This window comes from Streptomyces sp. NRRL B-24085, assembly GCF_001282115.1.
GTDB lineage: Bacteria > Actinomycetota > Actinomycetes > Streptomycetales > Streptomycetaceae > Streptomyces.
The window spans coordinates 1-16349 of sequence record NZ_LJBR01000114.1 but is presented as its reverse complement, the minus strand read 5'-3'; the positions used below and the strand labels follow the sequence as shown (position 1 = coordinate 16349).

The following is a 16349-nucleotide window of genomic DNA, read 5'->3' as shown; positions in this document are numbered from 1 at the left end:
CCCACACGGTGTCCCCGCCCCCACCCCCCTTCGGCCGCAGTCGCAGACGCGCGTCCCATGCCTTCGACGCGGCCCTCGACGACGCCGAACTCAGCGACGCGCGCTCCGCGTTGGCGCAGGGCAGGTGGCAGGCGGTCAGGGCGCTGCTCACCCGGACGGGTGATGAGTGGGACCGGCGCGGCCACCGTGTCACGGTGCTCGCGGCCGAGCCGTACAGCGACGCCTGGGCCAGGGAGTGGCTGGTGGCCGAGCCCGACTCCGCCGACGCGGCCGTGCTGCTCGCCCTCGCCCTGGTCCAGCTCGTCCGGCGGGGCAAGGGGAAGCCCGCCGCGGCCCGCGAGGCCTGCCGTACCGCGGCCCGCCTCGCGCCCGCCGACCCCACACCCTGGCTCGGCCTGCTCCTGCTGGAGCGCGACCACGGAACGGCGGACGAGGTCGCCGCCGTCTTCGGGGAGGTCCGGCAGCGGCACGCGGACCACCACCACGCCCACCACCTGATGGTCGCCCGGCTCGCCGAGCACCGGGCCGACACGGGCCCCGACCCGCTGCACGAGGTCTACGACTTCGCCAACTGGGCCGCCGAGCAGGCCCCCGCCGACTCACCGCTCGCGATCCTGCCGGTCATCGCGCACGCCGAGCGCTACCGAGCCCTGGCCGCCGCTGGGCACGAACCGCACGACCCCGCCGCCTCCGGCCACTGGACCGGACGCCGGGCCCGGCAGGTGATGAAGGCGGCCTTCGACTGGTGGCTGGAGTGGGAGCACGAGGGCCACCCGCGCCGGCTGGTCGACCTCAACTTCCTCGCCCACGCGAAGGTCTGCGAGGGCCGCGGCGCCGAGGCCGCCGCCCTCTTCCACCGCATCGGCGAACGCCCCACCCCGGCCCCCTGGTCCTACCCGGACCGCGAGCCGTATTCCGCCTTCCGTGCCGCCCGCGACCACGCGCTCGGCACGGTGTGACACCCCCGAACCCCAGAAGGACGGTCCCCATGGCCACCGAGAGTTCCAGCAAGAGCAGACCAGGCATCAGTACGTTCAAGGGACAGGAGCGCGCGCTGCGGGCCGGCCGGCTCGGCACCGGGGGCCTGCTGCTCTCCGTCCTCGCGGCGACCGCGCCCCTCATGGTCGTCGCGGGTGTCATGCCCACTACATTCGCGGTGATGGGGATCGTCGGCCAGCCCCTCCTGTTCGTCGTCCTCGGGGTCGTCCTCGTCCTGTTCAGCGTCGGCTACGCCGAGATGAGCCGGCACGTCCACAACGCGGGCGCCTTCTACGCCTACATCTCCCGCGGCCTCGGCGGCACGGCCGGCGCGAGCGCGGCCCTCGTCGCCCTGGTCGCCTACAACGCCCTCCAGGTCGGCATCTACGGCATCTTCGGCTTCGAGGTCTCCGGACTGCTCGCCACCTACGCCGACCTGTCGGTGGCCTGGTGGATACCCGCGCTGACGGCCGCGCTGGTCGTCGGCGCGCTCGGCTGGCTGAAGATCGACGTCAACGCGCGCGTGCTCGGCGTCCTGCTGATCGTCGAGGTCGCCCTCGTCGTCATCTTCGACATCGCCGCCGTCGCCGACCCGGCCGCCCAAGGCCTGTCCCTGCACGCCTTCAACCCGGACACCCTCAGCGGCGCCGGCGTCGGCACCGCCCTGTGCTTCTGCATCGCCGCCTTCCTCGGCTTCGAGCAGGCGCCGGTGTACGCCGAGGAGACCAGCCGCCCGCACATCCTGGTGCCGCGCGTGATGTTCCTCGCCGTCGGCGGCGTCGCCGTCTTCTTCGCGCTCAGCAGCTGGGCCCTCACCGTCGCCACCGGCCCCTCGGCGATCGTCGGCGAGTCCCAGAAGCAGAGTGCCGGACTGCTGTTCGGCCTCACCGAGTCCCGCCTCGGCGGCACGTTCACCGACGTCCTGCACGTCCTGTTCGTGACCGGCATGTTCGCGGCCATGCTCAGCTTCCACAACGTCGTCGCCCGCTACGCCTTCGCCATGGGCCGCGAGGGCCTGCTGCCCGCCGCCTTCGGCCGTACCAACAGCGCGAGCGGCGCGCCCGGCACCGGCTCACTGCTCCAGACCGCCGTGTCGGTGGTGGTCGTGGCCGTCTTCGCGATCGCCGACGACAAGCCCACCGGCGACCCGACCGTGCCGGTCCTGCACCTGTTCACCTGGTTCGGCAACATCGGCTCGCTCGGCGTGATCGTGCTGATGGCGGCGGCCTCCGCGTCCGTCGTCGTCTTCTTCGTCCGGCGCGGCGCGGCCGCCGCCCAGGCCTGGCGGCTGGTCACCTCGGCCCTCGCGGGGCTCGCCCTGCTGGTCATCGCCGTGTACACGGTGAAGGACTTCGACGTCCTGGTCGGCGCGGGCCCCGACTCCTCGCTGAGCTGGGTGCTGCCGGGCATCGTCGGCCTCGCCGTGCTGGTGGGTCTGGCACAGGGCCTGCTGATGCGGGCCCGCAGGCCCGAGGCGCACGCGCGGATCGGGCTCGGCAACGAGGCGTTCCAGTTGGAGAAGGCGGCCGAAGAGGCGTCGTGACTCTCTGAGAACCCCGTGAGAAGTGGTTACGGAAGTCTGACGAGCACCCGCGATTCCTGGCTCCACGGGCGTCGCGGGTGTTCGAATGGTGAGGTGAACTCCGAACAGCCCGAGGAACAGCGCGGTACGCCGATCGGCCGCCGGGTCCTCCTCGGCACCCTCGGCCTGGGCGCGCTCGGCGTCGTCGCCGCGCCCACCCTGCAACGCGGCCTGGAGGCCTTCCTCGGCAGCGCCGCCGACAAGGACCCCACCGGCCTGACCGGGCTGCTCCCCAACGGGGGCGGCTTCCGCTACTACTCGGTCACCTCGTCGGTGCCGCACAAGAACGCCGCGAACTACCGCCTGACGATCGACGGCCTGGTCTCCCGCCCCCGCGCCTACACCCTGGCCGACCTGCGGGCGCTGCCCCAGACCCGGATGGTCAAGGACGTGCAGTGCGTGACGGGCTGGCGGGTCCCGGACACGCCGTTCGAAGGCGTACGACTGTCCGCGCTGCTGGACGCCGCCGGAGTGACCGCCAAGGCGGGCGCCGTCCGCTTCACCTGCTTCGACGGGGCGTACTCCGAGAGCCTCACCCTCGACCAGGCCCGCCGCCCGGACGTCCTGGTCGCCCTGCGCATGCAGGACAAGGACATCGGCCACTCCCACGGCGGCCCGGTCCGCCTCTACGTGGCCCCCATGTACTTCTACAAGTCGGCCAAGTGGCTGTCCGGCATCACCGTCACCGAGGACGTGGAGCCGGGCTACTGGGAGGACCGCGGCTACGACGTGGACGCCTGGGTCGGCCGATCGAACGGGCGGGACGATGAACCTACGAGTTGACGCCCCGCCGCAGGCACGGATCCGGCGCTTCGGCCGCTCCCAGAAGTGGGTGCACCGCACGACGGCCGCCCTGATGGGTGTCTGCGTGGCCACGGCCGCCTGTCTGTACGTCCCCCAGTTCGCCGAACTCGTCGGCCGCCGCGAGCTGGTGGTCCGCGTTCACGAATGGGCGGGCCTGGCCCTGCCCGTCCCGGCCCTCCTGGGGCTGGCCTCCCGCGCCTTCCGCGCCGACCTGGGTTTCCTCAACCGCTTCGGCCCCCACGACCGCGTCTGGCTGCGCGCCGCCCTGCGCCGCGACCGACGCCGCACGTCCCGTCCCGCGGGCAAGTTCAACGCGGGCCAGAAGGTCTACGCCTCCTGGATCGCCGGTGCGACCCTGGTGATGCTCGGCACAGGCCTGCTGATGTGGTTCACCCACCTCACCCCCATCCAGTGGCGCACCAGCGCGACCTTCGTCCACGACTGGCTGGCCCTCACCATCGGCATCGTCCTCGCGGGCCACATCGGCATGGCGCTCGCCGACCCGGAGGCTCGACGCGGCTTGCGGACGGGTTCGGTGAGCCGGGAGTGGGCGGAGCGGGAGCATCCGCTGTGGCGGCCGTAGCGTGACGTCCCGCCACGGGGTCCCTACGGCACGGCCTTCCGTTCGTCGGCCCGCAGGCCGCGCAGGGACCACAGCCCGTACAGCGCCAGCAGCGGTTTGACGGCGATCCACTCGCCGGGGCGGTAGTCGTCCGCGCGCACCAGCCGCTTCGCCAGGTCCGGGCGCTGCCGCCGCAGGTAGGCGCGGGCCTTGAGCGCGTGGGCCGGCTGGGAGACGATCTTGATGCGGTCCACGTCCTCGAGCAGCGGGATCACGTTCGTGATGTTCTCCCACGTCGTCGTGGACCGGTCCTCCAGGAGCACCGGGCCGTCGTACCCGAGCGTCCCCTTCGCGTAGTCGGCCATCAGACGGGCCTCCGTCGCGCCGCTGCCGGTCGTCCCACCGCTGAGGATCAGGCGGGCCCCGCGCGTACCGTCGGCGGTGAGGGAGCGGACTCCGGCGCGGACGCGCCAGCGGTTGATCAGGTTCGCCGTGTCCCCGGGATTGCGGTACCCCAGGACCACCACGGCCGAGGAGGCGCCCCGGCCGTCGCCCAGCAGTGCGCGGGACCAGCGCCGGTTCAGCCACTCGCCCCAGGCCAGAGCCGCGGCCCCGGCCACCACCAGTCCCGTCCTTCGCCGCATGCGGGGACTCTAGAGCACCCCGGTACCGGTCCCACAGGCCGGCGACGGCAACGGCGGCGGGCGAGGCCGGAAACCGTGCCTCGCCCGCCCCGGGTGCCCTCGTGGCCGTACCTAGATGACCAGTGACAGCAGCAGCACCAGACCGCCCGCGACCACCGAGATGATCGTCTCCATGATCGACCAGGTCTTGATCGTCTGGCCGACCTCCAGGCCGAAGTACTCCTTGACCAGCCAGAACCCGGCGTCGTTGACATGGCTGAAGAAGAGCGAGCCGGCGCCGATGGCGAGGACCAGCAGGGCCGTCTCCCCGGTCGACATGCCTTCCGCGAGCGGGGCGACCAGACCGGCCGCGGAGATCGTCGCCACCGTGGCCGAGCCGGTCGCCAGCCGGATCGCCACCGCGATCAGCCAGGCCAGCAGGAGGGCCGGGATCGACCAGTCCTTGGATATGTCCAGGACCATCTGACCCACACCGGAGTCGATCAGGGTTTGCTTGAAGCCGCCGCCCGCGCCGACGATCAGCAGGATGCCGGCGATGGGCGCGAGGCCCTTCTCGACGAGAGGGGAGAGCCGGTCCTTGCCGAAGCCGGCCGGGCGCAGCAGCGTGAAGATGCCCACGAGCACCGCGGCCAGCAGCGCGATCATCGGGGAGCCGATGACGTCGAAGACGCGCTGGGTGAGGTTCTCGGGGTCGTCGATCACGATGTCGACCAGTGCCTTGGACAGCATCAGGACGACCGGGAGGAGGATGGTCGCCAGCGTGGGGCCGAAGGCCGGGCGCTTCTCCAGTTCCTCCGAGGCGCGCTGCGGGATCATCCGGTCGGGGGCCGGCACGTCCACCCAGCGGGCCGCGTACCGCGAGAACAGCGGACCGGCGATGATCACCGTCGGGACGGCGACCAGGACGCCGAGGGCGAGCGTGACGCCGAGGTTGGCGCCGACCGCGTCGATGGCGACCAGCGGGCCGGGGTGCGGCGGGACCAGGCCGTGCATCACGGACAGGCCCGCGAGGGCCGGGATGCCGATCCGCATCAGGGAGTAGTTGCCGCGCTTGGCGACCATCAGCACGACCGGGATCAGCAGGACGACGCCGACCTCGAAGAACAGCGGCAGACCGATGACGGAGGCGATCAGGACCATCGCCCACGGCATCGAACGGCCGCCCGCCTTCGCGAGGATCGTGTCGACGATCTGGTCGGCGCCGCCCGAGTCGGCGAGCATCTTGCCGAGGATCGCGCCGAGCGCGATCAGCACACCGACGCCGGCGACCGTGGTGCCGAGCCCGGTGGTGAAGCTGGCGATGGCCTTGTCGAGCGGCGCTCCGGCGACCGCGCCGAGCACGAGCGTGCCCAGGGTCAGCGACAGGAAGGCGTGGAGCTTGAACTTGGTGATGAGCAGCACGATGACGGCGATGCCCGCCAGGACGGCGATGCCCAGCTGGGCGTGACCGGCCGAGGTGATCGGCTCGGGTGCGTCCGCTGCCAGCAACTCGACGCTGAGTCTGGTCACGGGGGGTTCCCTTGCAGGTACGGGGACGTTCTTCGGAAAAGGGGTGTTACGGGAGTTCGGCGAGCGCCTTCGCGGCCCGCCCGGTGATGTCCTCCGGGCTGCCGGAGACGTCCACCACGACCCCGGCCTCGTCCTCCTGGAGGGGCTGGAGCGTGGCGAACTGCGAGTCGAGCAGTGCGGTGGGCATGAAGTGCCCCTGCCGGTGCGACATCCGGTCCTCGATGAGGGAGCGGTCGCCGGCCAGGTGCACGAAGACGACCCCGGGCGCCTCGGCCCGCAGCCGGTCGCGGTACGACCGCTTCAGCGCCGAGCAGCTGACCACCCCGCCGAGCCCCGCCCGCCCGTGCGCCCAGGAGCCGATGGCGTCCAGCCACGGCCACCGGTCGTCGTCGGTGAGCGGGGTGCCGGCCGACATCTTGGCGATGTTGGCCGGCGGGTGGAAGTCGTCGCCCTCGGCGTAGGGGACGCCGAGCCGGGCGGCGAGCAGGGGACCGATGGTGGTCTTGCCGGTGCCCGCGACGCCCATGACCACGACGACTTTCGGGGTGCTCATCGCTGCCTCACTGTCTGCTGTCCTCGTCGACACCTTCGATGCCGAGCAACTGAAACCCATTAGGTAGGACTAATTCAAGACCCTGTGACGAATAAGTCTGACTTTTTCTGGGCGTGACGCGCCCCGTACGCTGAGTGCATGAGCACATTGGGCCGGGGGCTGCACGGACGCGTACTGGACGCCCTCGGACCCGCGATCACAGCGGGCGAGTACCCGCCGGGCAGCGTTCTGCGCACCGACGAACTGGCCCAGCGTTTCGACGTCTCACGCTCCGTGATGCGCGAGGCGGTCCGGGTCCTGGAGTCCATGCACCTGGTCGAGTCCCGCCGCCGCGTGGGCGTGACGGTCCGCCCGAAGGCCGAGTGGAACGTCTACGACCCCCAGGTCATCCGCTGGCGGCTGGCCGGCGCCGACCGCCCCCAGCAGTTGCGCTCACTGACCGTGCTGCGCTCGGCGATCGAGCCGGTGGCGGCGGGCCTGGCCGCCAAGCACGCGACCGCCGAGCAGTGCGCCGAACTCACCGAGTGCGCGCTCGGCATGGTCGCCAACTCCAAGGGCCACCGCCTGGAGGGCTACCTCCTGCACGACATCGCCTTCCACCGGGTGATCCTCAACGCCTCCGGCAACGAGATGTTCGCCCGCCTCGGGGACGTCGTCGCCGAGGTCCTCGCCGGCCGCACCCGCCACGAGGTCATGTTCGAGGACCCCGACCCGGCCGCCGTCACCCTGCACGTGCGGCTCGCCGAGGCGATCCGCGCGGGCGACGCGGGCCACGCGGAGGCGCTGACCCGCGAGATCGCGGAGGGCGCGCTCCAGGAGCTGGACATCCTCGCTCCCTAGTCCAGGAACTCCCCGTCCACGTACACCCAGGCCCCGTCGACCCGCTCGAAACGGCTGCGCTCGTGCAGGGAGCCGCCCTCGAACGACGCCCGGAAGGTCACCGTGCCGGTGGCGTGGAAGGCCGAGCCGTCGGTCGTGTCCAGGATCTCGAGCCCGGTCCAGCGCATACCCGCGTCGAGATCCAGGGCGCCGGGACGGGTCCGGGGGTGCCAGGTCCGCAGCAGGTACTCCCGCTCCAGCTTGACGAAGGCGCTGTAGCGCGAGCGCATCAGCGCCTCGGCGGTCGGCGCCGCGGCCTCACCCCGGTGGAAGCGGCCGCAGCAGGCGTCGTAGGTTCCCGCGAGACCGCAGGGGCAGGAGGAAGCGGCACGCGGCCGGGGCTTCGAGGCACGTCGGGACATGATCGCCATTCTCCCGCAACCGCGCCGGTGCGACGCCCTAGCCGGCGTTGGTCGGGGGGTGCGCAGGCCGCGCCGGACCCGGCGTCGGCAGGGAGGGCAGCGCCGTCCCGTGCACCCATGCGTCGAACAGCCCGTCCAGTGGCTCGTCCGCGAACCGGTTGACATGCGCGGTGAGCGTCGACGTCGTCACCGCCCCGCCCCGGTGCAGCCCAGCCCAGCCGCGCAGCATCCGGAAGAACGCCTCGTCGCCCAGCGCACAGCGCAGCGCGTGCACGGTGAGCCCGCCGCGCTCGTAGAGCCGGTCGTCGAACATCGACTTGCGGCCGGGATCGCCCAGCCGCAGATCCTGGGGGAGCGAGGACAGCGACCGGTGCGCGGCGGCTGCCAGTTGCTGTGCCGTACGGCCACCCGAGCGCTCCGACCACAGCCACTCGGCGTACTTGGCGAACCCCTCGTTCAGCCAGATGTGCCGCCAGTCCGCGATGGAGACGCTGTTGCCGAACCACTGGTGCGCCAGCTCGTGCGCGACCAGCCGCTCCCAACCCCGGGCCCCGTCCACGTGGTTGGCGCCGAACAGCGACAACCCCTGTGCCTCCACGGGCACATCGAGCTCCTCCTCCGTGACGAGGACGGCGTACTCGTCGAACGGATACGGCCCGAACAGCTCCTGGAACAGCTCCATCATCTGCGGCTGCCGTGCGAAGTCCCGTGAGAACTCCGGCAGCAGGTGAGCCGGGATGTGCCCGTGCTGCGGCACCCCGCCCGGACCCGGGTCGCCCAGCAGCACCGTCTGGTACTTGCCGATCGCGAGGCCCACCAGATAGCTGGAGGTCGGCGCCGCCTGCTCGTACACCCAGGTGGTGGTGGACGCCTTGGTCGTCCGCGTCAGCAGCCGTCCGCCCGCCACGACCGCGTAGGCCGACGGCGTGGTGACCGAGATCTGGTACGACGCCTTGTCCGCGGGCCGGTCGTTGCACGGGTACCAGGACGGCGCCCCGATCGGCTGGCTCGCCACCAGCGCCCCGTCCTCCAGCTCCTCCCAGCCGAGCCCGCCCCAAGTGCTCTGCACCGGCCTGGGGTTGCCCGACCACTGCACCTCGACCGTGAACGCGGCCCCGGGCCGCACCGGCTTCGCGGGCCGGACCCGCAGCTTCCCGCCGCGGTGCGTGTAGTGGGCGGGGCGGCCGTCCACCCGCACCCGGCCGATCTTGAAGTCGGACAGGTTGAGCAGGAACTCGGTGAGCGGTGAGCGTCCCGCTATGGCGTTGATCCGGGCGCTCCCGGCCAGCCGGTTGGGAGCGGGGCGGTAGTCCAGCGCGAGCTCGTAGCGGTGCACCCGGTACCGGACGTCACCGTGGTCAGGGAAGTACGGGTCCGCACCCGCCGCCTGCTGAACTGCCACTGCCGATTCCGCTCCCTGCGCCGCGTCGCCACTCGGATCCGCCGGTGCACCGCTCACCGACTCCGGGTGGCCCGCGTTCAGGGCCGCCATGCCTCGATCGGGTTGCCGAGCCAGCGGGTGTCGTCCGGGACGGACTCCGCGGCCATGACGAGCGACGCGGGACCCAGCGTGGTGCGGGCCCCGATCGTGCTGCCGGGCAGCACGATCCCGCCAGGGCCCAGCGTGGCGCCCTCACGGAGAACAACAGTATCCGTCCGCAAGATCCGGTCGTGGAAGAGGTGGGTCTGGAGCACACAGCCGCGGTTCACGGTGGCCGCGTCCTCCAGCGTCACCAGATCGGTCTCCGGCAGCCAGTAGCTCTCCACCCAGACGCCCCTGCCGATCCTCGCCCCGAGTCCGCGCAGCCACGCCGTCATCAGCGGCGTACCGGGAACTGCACCCGCCAGCCACGGCACCGCCAGCACCTCGACGAAGGTGTCCGCGAGCTCGTTGCGCCACACGAAGCCGCTCCACAGCGGGTGCTCCCCGCTGCGGTGCCGCCCCACGAGCAGCCACTTCGCGACCACCGACACCAGTCCCGCCACGGCACCGGCCGCGAGCAGCACCACTCCGGCGAGCAGCCAGGCCCACGGCCCCAGCACGCACAGCGCGGCGACCGTCAGTACCGCGAGTCCTGCCGAGCAGAACACCGGCACGATCCGGCACAGCTCCACCAGTCCGCGCGCCCACAGCAGCCCCGCCGACGGCTCGTACGTCCGGCTCTGGTCGCTGTCGGCCGCGCTGCGCGGCAGCTTCACCGGCGGCAGCCCCAGGTACGACGTGCCCTTCTTCGCCTTCTTCGGCGTGGCCGACAGCACCCCGACCAGGCCGCCGTCCGGCACGGTCCGCCCCGGCGCCGTCATCCCCGAGTTCCCGAGGAACGCCCGCCGCCCGATCTCCGCGCGCCCGATCCTGACCCAGCCGCCGCCCAACTCGTACGGCGCGGTCAGGGTGTCGTCGGCCAGAAACGCGCCCTCGCCGACCGTCGTCAGGCTGGGCAGCGCCAGCACGGTCGACACCTCGGCGCCCCGCCCGATCCGCATCCCCAGCAGCCGCAGCCACACCGGCGTGACCAGCCCCGCGTACAGCGGGAACAGCGTCTCGCGCGAGCGGTCCATCAACTGCGTCACGGTCCATGCCTGCCACCCGATGCGGCTGTGCGTCGGATACGTCCCCTCGCGCAGCCCCAGGCTCAGCAGCCGTACCGAGACCAGGAGCAGCAGCGCGTACGCCAGCCCGAAGGCGAGCGTCGCCGGGACCAGGGCCAGGAAGGCGCCGGCCAGGGGCGCGGACCCGGCGACGAAGGGCCGGGCCACCAGGAACGCGGCACCGCCCGCGAGCACGGGGAGCAGGGTCAGCCCGAGACCGGTGAGGCCGTACATCACCCGCCAGTACGTGCCCCGCGCCGGCCGTTCCTTCGGCCAGTTGCGCTTGGCCTTGCCGAGCTTGACCGCGGGCGCGCCCGCCCAGCGCTGACCGGTCGGGATCTGCCCGGTGACCGCCGAACCCGGCGCCACCTCGGCCCGCTTGCCGACACGGGCGCCCGGGAAGAGCATGCTGCGCGTACCCACGACCGCGTGCGCGCCCACCTTGACCTGGCCGATCTCCAGCCGGTCGCCGTCCAGCCACCAGCCGGACAGGTCCACCTCGGACTCCACGGCGGCGCCCCGGCCCAGCTTGAGCATGCCGGTGACCGGCGGCAGCGAGTGCAGGTCCACCTCGGGACCGACCTTGGCGCCGAGCGCCCGCGCGTACCGCTCCAGCCAGGAGCCGGTCAGCGAGGTCGCCCCGCTGAACTCGGCGAGCCGCTCGGCGGCCCACAGCCGCAGGTGGACGCTGCCGCCGCGGGGGTGGCGGCCGGGCCGGACTCCCCGCAGCAGCAGCCGGGCCCCGCCGGCGGCGATCGCGAGCCGTCCGGGCGGGCTGAACAGGGCGAGGGCACCGGCGCCGACCAGCCACCAGGAAGCGGTCGGCAGCCAGCCGTAGGACGGCAGGAGGTTCCCTGCGGCGGCCAGGGGCACCGTCCAGCGGAGCCCCATGAGCGCGAACAGGGGGAGCAGCAGCAGGAGTTGGATCACCTGGGCCCGGACCGGCACCGGTGCGACCACCCGTGCCGCCCCGTCGTCCTGCGCGGACTCCTCCAGATGGCGGGCCAACTTCCGCAGGGTGGGCTGCTGGTAGATGTCGAGGACGGCCGCGCTCGGGTAGCGGGTGCGCAGCCGGCTGGTCAACTGGGCGGCGGCCAGGCTGGATCCGCCGATCGCGAAGAAGTCGTCGCGCGGCCCGGAGACCGGGATGCCGAGGACCTCCGCCCACTGCTCGGCGAGCCAGGCCTCGGTGCCGTACAACTCCTCCGTGGGGCCGCTGCTCCCGAGCCCCTCCAGCGGCCACGGCAGCGCGTTGCGGTCCACCTTGCCGGAGGTCCGGGTCGGCAGGTCGTCGACGGGGGCGAGCAACGGCACGAGCGCGGCGGGCAGTTCGGCCCGCAGCCTCTCCACGGCGGTCGCCTGGTCCCAGCCGTCCTGCGTGACGACGTATCCGACGAGGAGCTGGTTGCCGCTGCGGGCGGTGCGGACGGCGGCGGCCGCCCCCGCCACCCCGGGCAGCGCCTGGAGGGCCGCGTCGACCTCGCCGAGCTCGATCCGCCGGCCACCGAGCTTGATCTGCTCGTCGGCCCGCCCGAGGAAGACCAGCCCCTCCGGCTCCGCCTTCACGAGGTCACCGCTGCGGTACGCCCGCTCCCAGCCCAGCGACTCCAGCGGCGCGTACTTCTCCGCGTCCTTCTCGGCGTCCAGGTACCGGGCGAGGCCGACCCCGCCGATCACGAGCTGCCCGGTGGCGCCCATCGGCACGGGCTCCCCGGCCTCGTCGACGACGGCCAGCTCCCAGCCGTCCAGCGGCAGTCCGATCCGGATCGGCTCCTCGCCGCTCATCAGCGAGGCACAGGCCACCACGGTCGCCTCGGTGGGTCCGTAGGTGTTCCACACCTCCCGGCCCTCCGTCACCAGCCGCTGCGCCAGCTCGGGCGGACAGGCCTCGCCGCCGAAGATCAGCAGGCGTACGTCGTTGAGGGTCTCGGGCTCCCACAGCGCGGCGAGCGTCGGCACGGTGGAGACCACGGTGATCTCCTGCTCGACCAGCCAGGGCCCGAGATCGGCCCCACTGCGGACCTGGGACCGCGGCACCGGTACGAGACAGGCCCCGTACCGCCACGCCAGCCACATCTCCTCGCAGGAGGCGTCGAAGGCGACCGACAGCCCCGCCATGACCCTGTCACCGGGACCGATGGGGTCGTCGGTGAGGAACAGCGCGGCCTCGGCGTCCACGAAGGCGGCGGCGCTGCGGTGTGAGACGGCGACGCCCTTGGGCCTGCCGGTGGAACCGGAGGTGAAGATGATCCACGCGTCGTGCCCGATGCCGGGCCGGGCGGCGGGAGCCGCGCCACGCCCGCTGACCGTCAGCTCGTGCCCGGCGCCGACCACGGCCCGCACCTCCGCCTCCCCGAACACCAGCTCGGCCCGCTCGTCGGGGTCCTCGGCGTCGACCGGGACATAGGCGGCACCGGCGGCGAGCACGGCGAGGATCGCGACGTACAGGTCGTTGGTGCCGGACGGCACCCGCACGCCCACTCGGTCGCCGAGTCCCACCCCGGCCGCGGCGAGCCGCCGGCGCAGTCGCTCGACCTCGGCGGCCAGCGCGCGGTAGGTGAGCCGGGTCGTCCCGTCGTCCAGGGCGAGCTCGTCCGGGAAGGAGCGCACAGAGGCGTCGAAGACATCGACGAGGGTGCGGGGGGAGGCGGCGGGGCCCCCGGAGAAACGGGCGGTGTCACCGAACTGTTCGTGGATCTCTGCGCTGAGCTCTTCGCCGAGCAGGCCGAGAGCGCTGCTCTCGTCTATGGCTGCCATCGGTCCTCGCGTCTCGATCCCGGAGCCTCCGGGGCGCTGGCGGGCCCGCAGGTCTGCCTGGGGTTGTCCGGGTCCAGCTCGTAACAAGCCGGAAATTTTAGTACGACGCTAGGTTCGGCCCAGGGGAACGGCGACTCGGGAGGGGCCGTCCGGGGGTGGGGCAGCCCCGTCCGCAGACCGCTGACCTGGTGATCTTCACACCGAGCGAGAGATGTCCCACACACAGCGAGCAACAGCCTGAGCGGCAGGGCGAACACGACGAATCCCCCCGGCCGCCTGAGCGGCCGGAGGGATTGGGCTGGTGTCCGAGGGGGGACTTGAACCCCCACGCCCGATAAAGGGCACTAGCACCTCAAGCTAGCGCGTCTGCCATTCCGCCACCCGGACAAGGTGTCTGTCGTGCGGGGTTTCCCTCGCGGCGACGAAGGAAACATTACCAGGCTTTCGAGGGGGCCCGATCACCCCCCGTTCCCGCCCCGGGCGTCCGTGAACGGCGTGTGACGGGCCGGGCCCGGTCTTGGGGCCGACCGGGGCGCGGGGAGAGGATGAGGGCAACCACCAGCAGTGACAGCGGGAGGAACAGCGTGAGCGACACGGACACGGCCAGGGGCGTCACCGGCGAGGACGAGGTCGTGGACCTCTGCCGCGAGCTGATCCGGTTCGACACCAGCAACTACGGCGACCACTCGGGGCCGGGCGAACGCAAGGCGGCCGAGTGGGTCGCGGGCAAGCTCGCCGAGGTGGGGCTCGACCCGCAGATCTACGAGTCGCACCCCGGCCGCGCCTCCACGGTGGCCCGGATCGCGGGCGAGGACCCGTCCCGGCCCGCCCTGCTGATCCACGGCCACCTCGACGTCGTACCGGCCAACGCGCAGGACTGGACCCACCACCCCTTCTCCGGCGAGGTCGCCGACGGGTGCGTGTGGGGGCGGGGCGCGGTCGACATGAAGGACATGGACGCGATGACCCTGGCGGTCGTCCGCGACCGGCTGCGCAGCGGGCGCAGGCCGCCCCGGGACATCGTCCTCGCCTTCCTCGCCGACGAGGAGGCCGGCGGCACGTACGGCGCCCGGCACCTCGTCGACAACCACCCCGACCTCTTCGAGGGCGTGACCGAGGCGATCAGCGAGGTGGGCGGCTTCTCCTTCACGGTGAACGAGCAGCGGCGGCTCTACCTGATCCAGACGGCCGAGAAGGGCATGCACTGGATGAAGCTGACCGTGGCCGGCACCGCCGGGCACGGCTCGATGATCCACCGGGACAACGCCATCACCGAACTGTCGGAGGCGGTCGCCCGCCTCGGCCGCCACAAGTTCCCGGTCCGGGTCACCAAGACCACCCGTGCCTTCCTCGACGAACTCGGCGACGCGCTGGGCACCGAGCTGGACCCGGAGGACATGGAGGGCACCCTCGCCCGGCTCGGCGGCATCGCCAAGCTCATCGGCGCCACCCTCAGCAACACCGCCAACCCCACCCAGCTCGGCGCCGGCTACAAGGTCAACGTCATCCCGGGCGAGGCCACCGCGCACGTCGACGGGCGCTTCCTGCCCGGCTTCGAGGAGGAGTTCCTCGCCGACCTCGACAAGATCCTCGGACCCAAGGTCCGGCGCGAGGACGTGCACTCCGACAAGGCCGTCGAGACCACCTTCGACGGCGCCCTCGTGGACGCCATGCAGTCCGCTCTGGTCGCCGAGGACCCGGCCGCCAAGGCGATCCCCTACATGCTCTCCGGCGGCACCGACGCCAAGTCCTTCGACGAGCTCGGCATCCGCGGCTTCGGCTTCGCGCCGCTCAAGCTTCCCCCGGAGCTGGACTTCGCCGGGATGTTCCACGGTGTCGACGAGCGGGTGCCCGTGGACGGGCTGAAGTTCGGCGTGCGGGTTCTCGACCGGTTCATCGACGCGAGCTGACATGTGTTGACGCGCTTATTCGGCCGCACGTACGAGATCGGTCGGGAAGGGTGAATGCGCTCATAAGCTCGTATCCCCATTACTCCCTCCTCGTTACAACTCATGTGATCCGCTGCTTGGGATCGCATTGCCAACAAGGAGGAATAATGATCAAGAAGGTCGTCGCCGCTGCGGCTGCTACTGGTGGCCTGGTTCTCGCGGGCGCGGGCCTTGCCGTCGCCGATGCGGGTGCGCAGGGTGCCGCTGTGGGCTCCCCGGGCGTGCTGTCCGGCAACGTCGTGCAGGTTCCCGTTCACGTCCCGGTGAACGTCTGCGGCAACACGGTCTCCGTGATCGGCCTGCTGAACCCCGCCTTCGGCAACACCTGCATCAACAAGTGACGTTGTGCCTCGCCCTTAGTTAACAGGGATGAGCCCGTCGGCCCCGGAGTGCAAGCCATGCGCTCCGGGGCCGACCGGCCTTTTCGAAAAGAAAAAGAACCGCGATTCAGCGGAATTTCGAGGCAAGGTCGAAAGCAGGGATTGGGTACATGCGACAAGTCACCCGCAAGGGCCTGATGACAGTGGCGGCCGCCACCGGAGTGATCGCCGCCGCAGGAGGCGCCGCCCACGCGGACGCGGGCGCGAGCGGATCGAGCGCGAACTCCCCCGGCGTGCTCTCGGGCAACACGGTGTCCGCGCCGGTGCACGCGCCGGTGAACGCGTGCGGCAACACCGTGAACGTCGTCGGGGTCCTCAACCCCGCGATGGGCAACAGCTGCGCCAACAAGGGCGGCGGCAGCGGAACGCCCGGCTCCGGGAGCCACGGCGGCGGACACGGGGGCGGACACGGAGGGCACGGGCCCGGCGGCCACGGCGGTTCCGGAGGTGCAGGCTCCAACGGCTCCGGCGGCTCGCACGCCGGCGGCCACACCGGTGGCTCGCCCGGCGTCGGCTCGGGCAACCACGTCGAGGTGCCGGTCGACGCTCCCGTGAACGTCTGCGGCAACAGCGTCGACGTCATCGGCGTCGGCAACCCCGCCATGGGCAACGACTGCGGCAGCGGCAGCGGGCAGCACACCCCGCCCGGCGGCCCGGAGCACCCCGGCACCCCGGAACAGCCCGGCCACCCGGGCAACCCGGTGGAACCCGGCCACCCCGGTTCCCCGGCCACCCCGCCCGGGGCGAGCGCCGAGACACCGGGCTGGGTGGCCGGGGCCCCGGGGTGCAGCCGGTTTCCAC

At 72.2% G+C, this 16349-nt stretch carries 14 protein-coding genes and 1 tRNA gene; 8 read left to right on the top strand and 7 right to left on the bottom strand.

Going from position 1 to position 16349, the window contains the following annotated elements:
- The first annotated feature begins 8 nt into the window (after window positions 1-8).
- From AOJ26_RS14840 to AOJ26_RS14825, 4 genes are all read left to right on the top strand, one after another.
- The gene (locus AOJ26_RS14840) at window positions 9-959 is read left to right on the top strand and encodes a hypothetical protein (protein WP_053848741.1); all 951 of its coding nucleotides are present in this window, start codon (window positions 9-11) and stop codon (window positions 957-959) included.
- Between the two features lie 29 nt (window positions 960-988).
- On the top strand, window positions 989-2521 hold the full coding sequence (locus AOJ26_RS14835; protein ID WP_053848740.1) for an APC family permease: 1533 nt from the start codon (window positions 989-991) through the stop codon (window positions 2519-2521).
- Between the two features lie 93 nt (window positions 2522-2614).
- A complete protein-coding gene (locus AOJ26_RS14830) occupies window positions 2615-3343 on the top strand; it encodes a molybdopterin-dependent oxidoreductase (RefSeq protein WP_053848739.1) in 729 nt (242 codons plus the stop codon).
- A complete protein-coding gene (locus tag AOJ26_RS14825) occupies window positions 3327-3947 on the top strand; it encodes a cytochrome b/b6 domain-containing protein (protein ID WP_053848738.1) in 621 nt (206 codons plus the stop codon). The genes AOJ26_RS14830 and AOJ26_RS14825 overlap by 17 nt, the downstream gene beginning before the upstream one ends.
- A 23-nt stretch (window positions 3948-3970) precedes the next feature.
- Here AOJ26_RS14825 and AOJ26_RS14820 read toward each other — a convergent pair whose 3' ends face one another.
- The 3 genes from AOJ26_RS14820 to AOJ26_RS14810 form a co-directional block, all read right to left on the bottom strand.
- A complete protein-coding gene (locus AOJ26_RS14820; protein WP_053848737.1) occupies window positions 3971-4570 on the bottom strand; it encodes a YdcF family protein in 600 nt (199 codons plus the stop codon).
- 111 nt (window positions 4571-4681) lie between these two features.
- Window positions 4682-6079 carry a GntP family permease gene (locus AOJ26_RS14815; protein WP_053848736.1) on the bottom strand — a complete coding sequence of 466 codons (1398 nt, stop codon included), beginning with the start codon at window positions 6077-6079 and terminating at the stop codon, window positions 4682-4684.
- 46 nt (window positions 6080-6125) lie between these two features.
- Complete coding sequence (locus AOJ26_RS14810) at window positions 6126-6632, bottom strand: gluconokinase (RefSeq protein WP_053848735.1); 507 nt, start codon at window positions 6630-6632, stop codon at window positions 6126-6128.
- A gap of 138 nt (window positions 6633-6770) precedes the next feature.
- Between AOJ26_RS14810 and AOJ26_RS14805 the strand changes: the two genes are divergently transcribed.
- On the top strand, window positions 6771-7472 hold the full coding sequence (locus AOJ26_RS14805; protein ID WP_053848734.1) for a FadR/GntR family transcriptional regulator: 702 nt from the start codon (window positions 6771-6773) through the stop codon (window positions 7470-7472).
- Here AOJ26_RS14805 and AOJ26_RS14800 read toward each other — a convergent pair.
- From AOJ26_RS14800 to AOJ26_RS14785, 4 genes are all read right to left on the bottom strand, one after another.
- Window positions 7469-7873 (bottom strand): YchJ family protein, encoded by a 405-nt coding sequence (locus tag AOJ26_RS14800; protein ID WP_053848742.1) that lies wholly within the window; start codon window positions 7871-7873, stop codon window positions 7469-7471. The two genes, AOJ26_RS14805 and AOJ26_RS14800, sit on opposite strands and share 4 nt — an antisense overlap.
- A gap of 37 nt (window positions 7874-7910) precedes the next feature.
- Window positions 7911-9275 carry a M1 family metallopeptidase gene (locus AOJ26_RS14795; RefSeq protein WP_053848733.1) on the bottom strand — a complete coding sequence of 455 codons (1365 nt, stop codon included), beginning with the start codon at window positions 9273-9275 and terminating at the stop codon, window positions 7911-7913.
- A gap of 77 nt (window positions 9276-9352) precedes the next feature.
- Window positions 9353-13219 carry a Pls/PosA family non-ribosomal peptide synthetase gene (locus AOJ26_RS14790; RefSeq protein ID WP_053848732.1) on the bottom strand — a complete coding sequence of 1289 codons (3867 nt, stop codon included), beginning with the start codon at window positions 13217-13219 and terminating at the stop codon, window positions 9353-9355.
- A 299-nt stretch (window positions 13220-13518) separates the two neighbouring features.
- A tRNA-Leu gene (locus tag AOJ26_RS14785) sits at window positions 13519-13606 on the bottom strand.
- Between the two features lie 197 nt (window positions 13607-13803).
- Here AOJ26_RS14785 and AOJ26_RS14780 point away from each other — a divergent pair.
- From AOJ26_RS14780 to AOJ26_RS45070, 3 genes are all read left to right on the top strand, one after another.
- Entirely contained in the window at window positions 13804-15129 is a 1326-nt protein-coding gene (locus AOJ26_RS14780) for a M20/M25/M40 family metallo-hydrolase (protein ID WP_053848731.1), read from the top strand.
- Window positions 15130-15275: 146 nt separating this feature from the next.
- Complete coding sequence (chpH, locus tag AOJ26_RS14775) at window positions 15276-15509, top strand: chaplin ChpH (RefSeq protein ID WP_007380902.1); 234 nt, start codon at window positions 15276-15278, stop codon at window positions 15507-15509.
- A gap of 149 nt (window positions 15510-15658) precedes the next feature.
- Window positions 15659-16349, top strand: a 691-nt coding sequence (locus AOJ26_RS45070) for a chaplin (protein ID WP_053848730.1), incomplete at its 3' end; no start/stop codon positions are given.

Excerpts from the sequence above, each read along its gene's own strand:
- chpH (WP_007380902.1), top strand. The coding sequence starts at position 15,276 with ATGATCAAGAAGGTCGTCGCCGCTGCGGCTGCTACTGGTGGCCTGGTT.
- AOJ26_RS14820 (WP_053848737.1), bottom strand. The coding sequence starts at position 4,570 with ATGCGGCGAAGGACGGGACTGGTGGTGGCCGGGGCCGCGGCTCTGGCC.
- AOJ26_RS14825 (WP_053848738.1), top strand. The coding sequence starts at position 3,327 with ATGAACCTACGAGTTGACGCCCCGCCGCAGGCACGGATCCGGCGCTTC.
- AOJ26_RS14810 (WP_053848735.1), bottom strand. The coding sequence starts at position 6,632 with ATGAGCACCCCGAAAGTCGTCGTGGTCATGGGCGTCGCGGGCACCGGC.
- AOJ26_RS14800 (WP_053848742.1), bottom strand. The coding sequence starts at position 7,873 with ATGTCCCGACGTGCCTCGAAGCCCCGGCCGCGTGCCGCTTCCTCCTGC.
- AOJ26_RS14805 (WP_053848734.1), top strand. The coding sequence starts at position 6,771 with ATGAGCACATTGGGCCGGGGGCTGCACGGACGCGTACTGGACGCCCTC.
- AOJ26_RS14835 (WP_053848740.1), top strand. The coding sequence starts at position 989 with ATGGCCACCGAGAGTTCCAGCAAGAGCAGACCAGGCATCAGTACGTTC.
- AOJ26_RS14790 (WP_053848732.1), bottom strand. The coding sequence starts at position 13,219 with ATGGCAGCCATAGACGAGAGCAGCGCTCTCGGCCTGCTCGGCGAAGAG.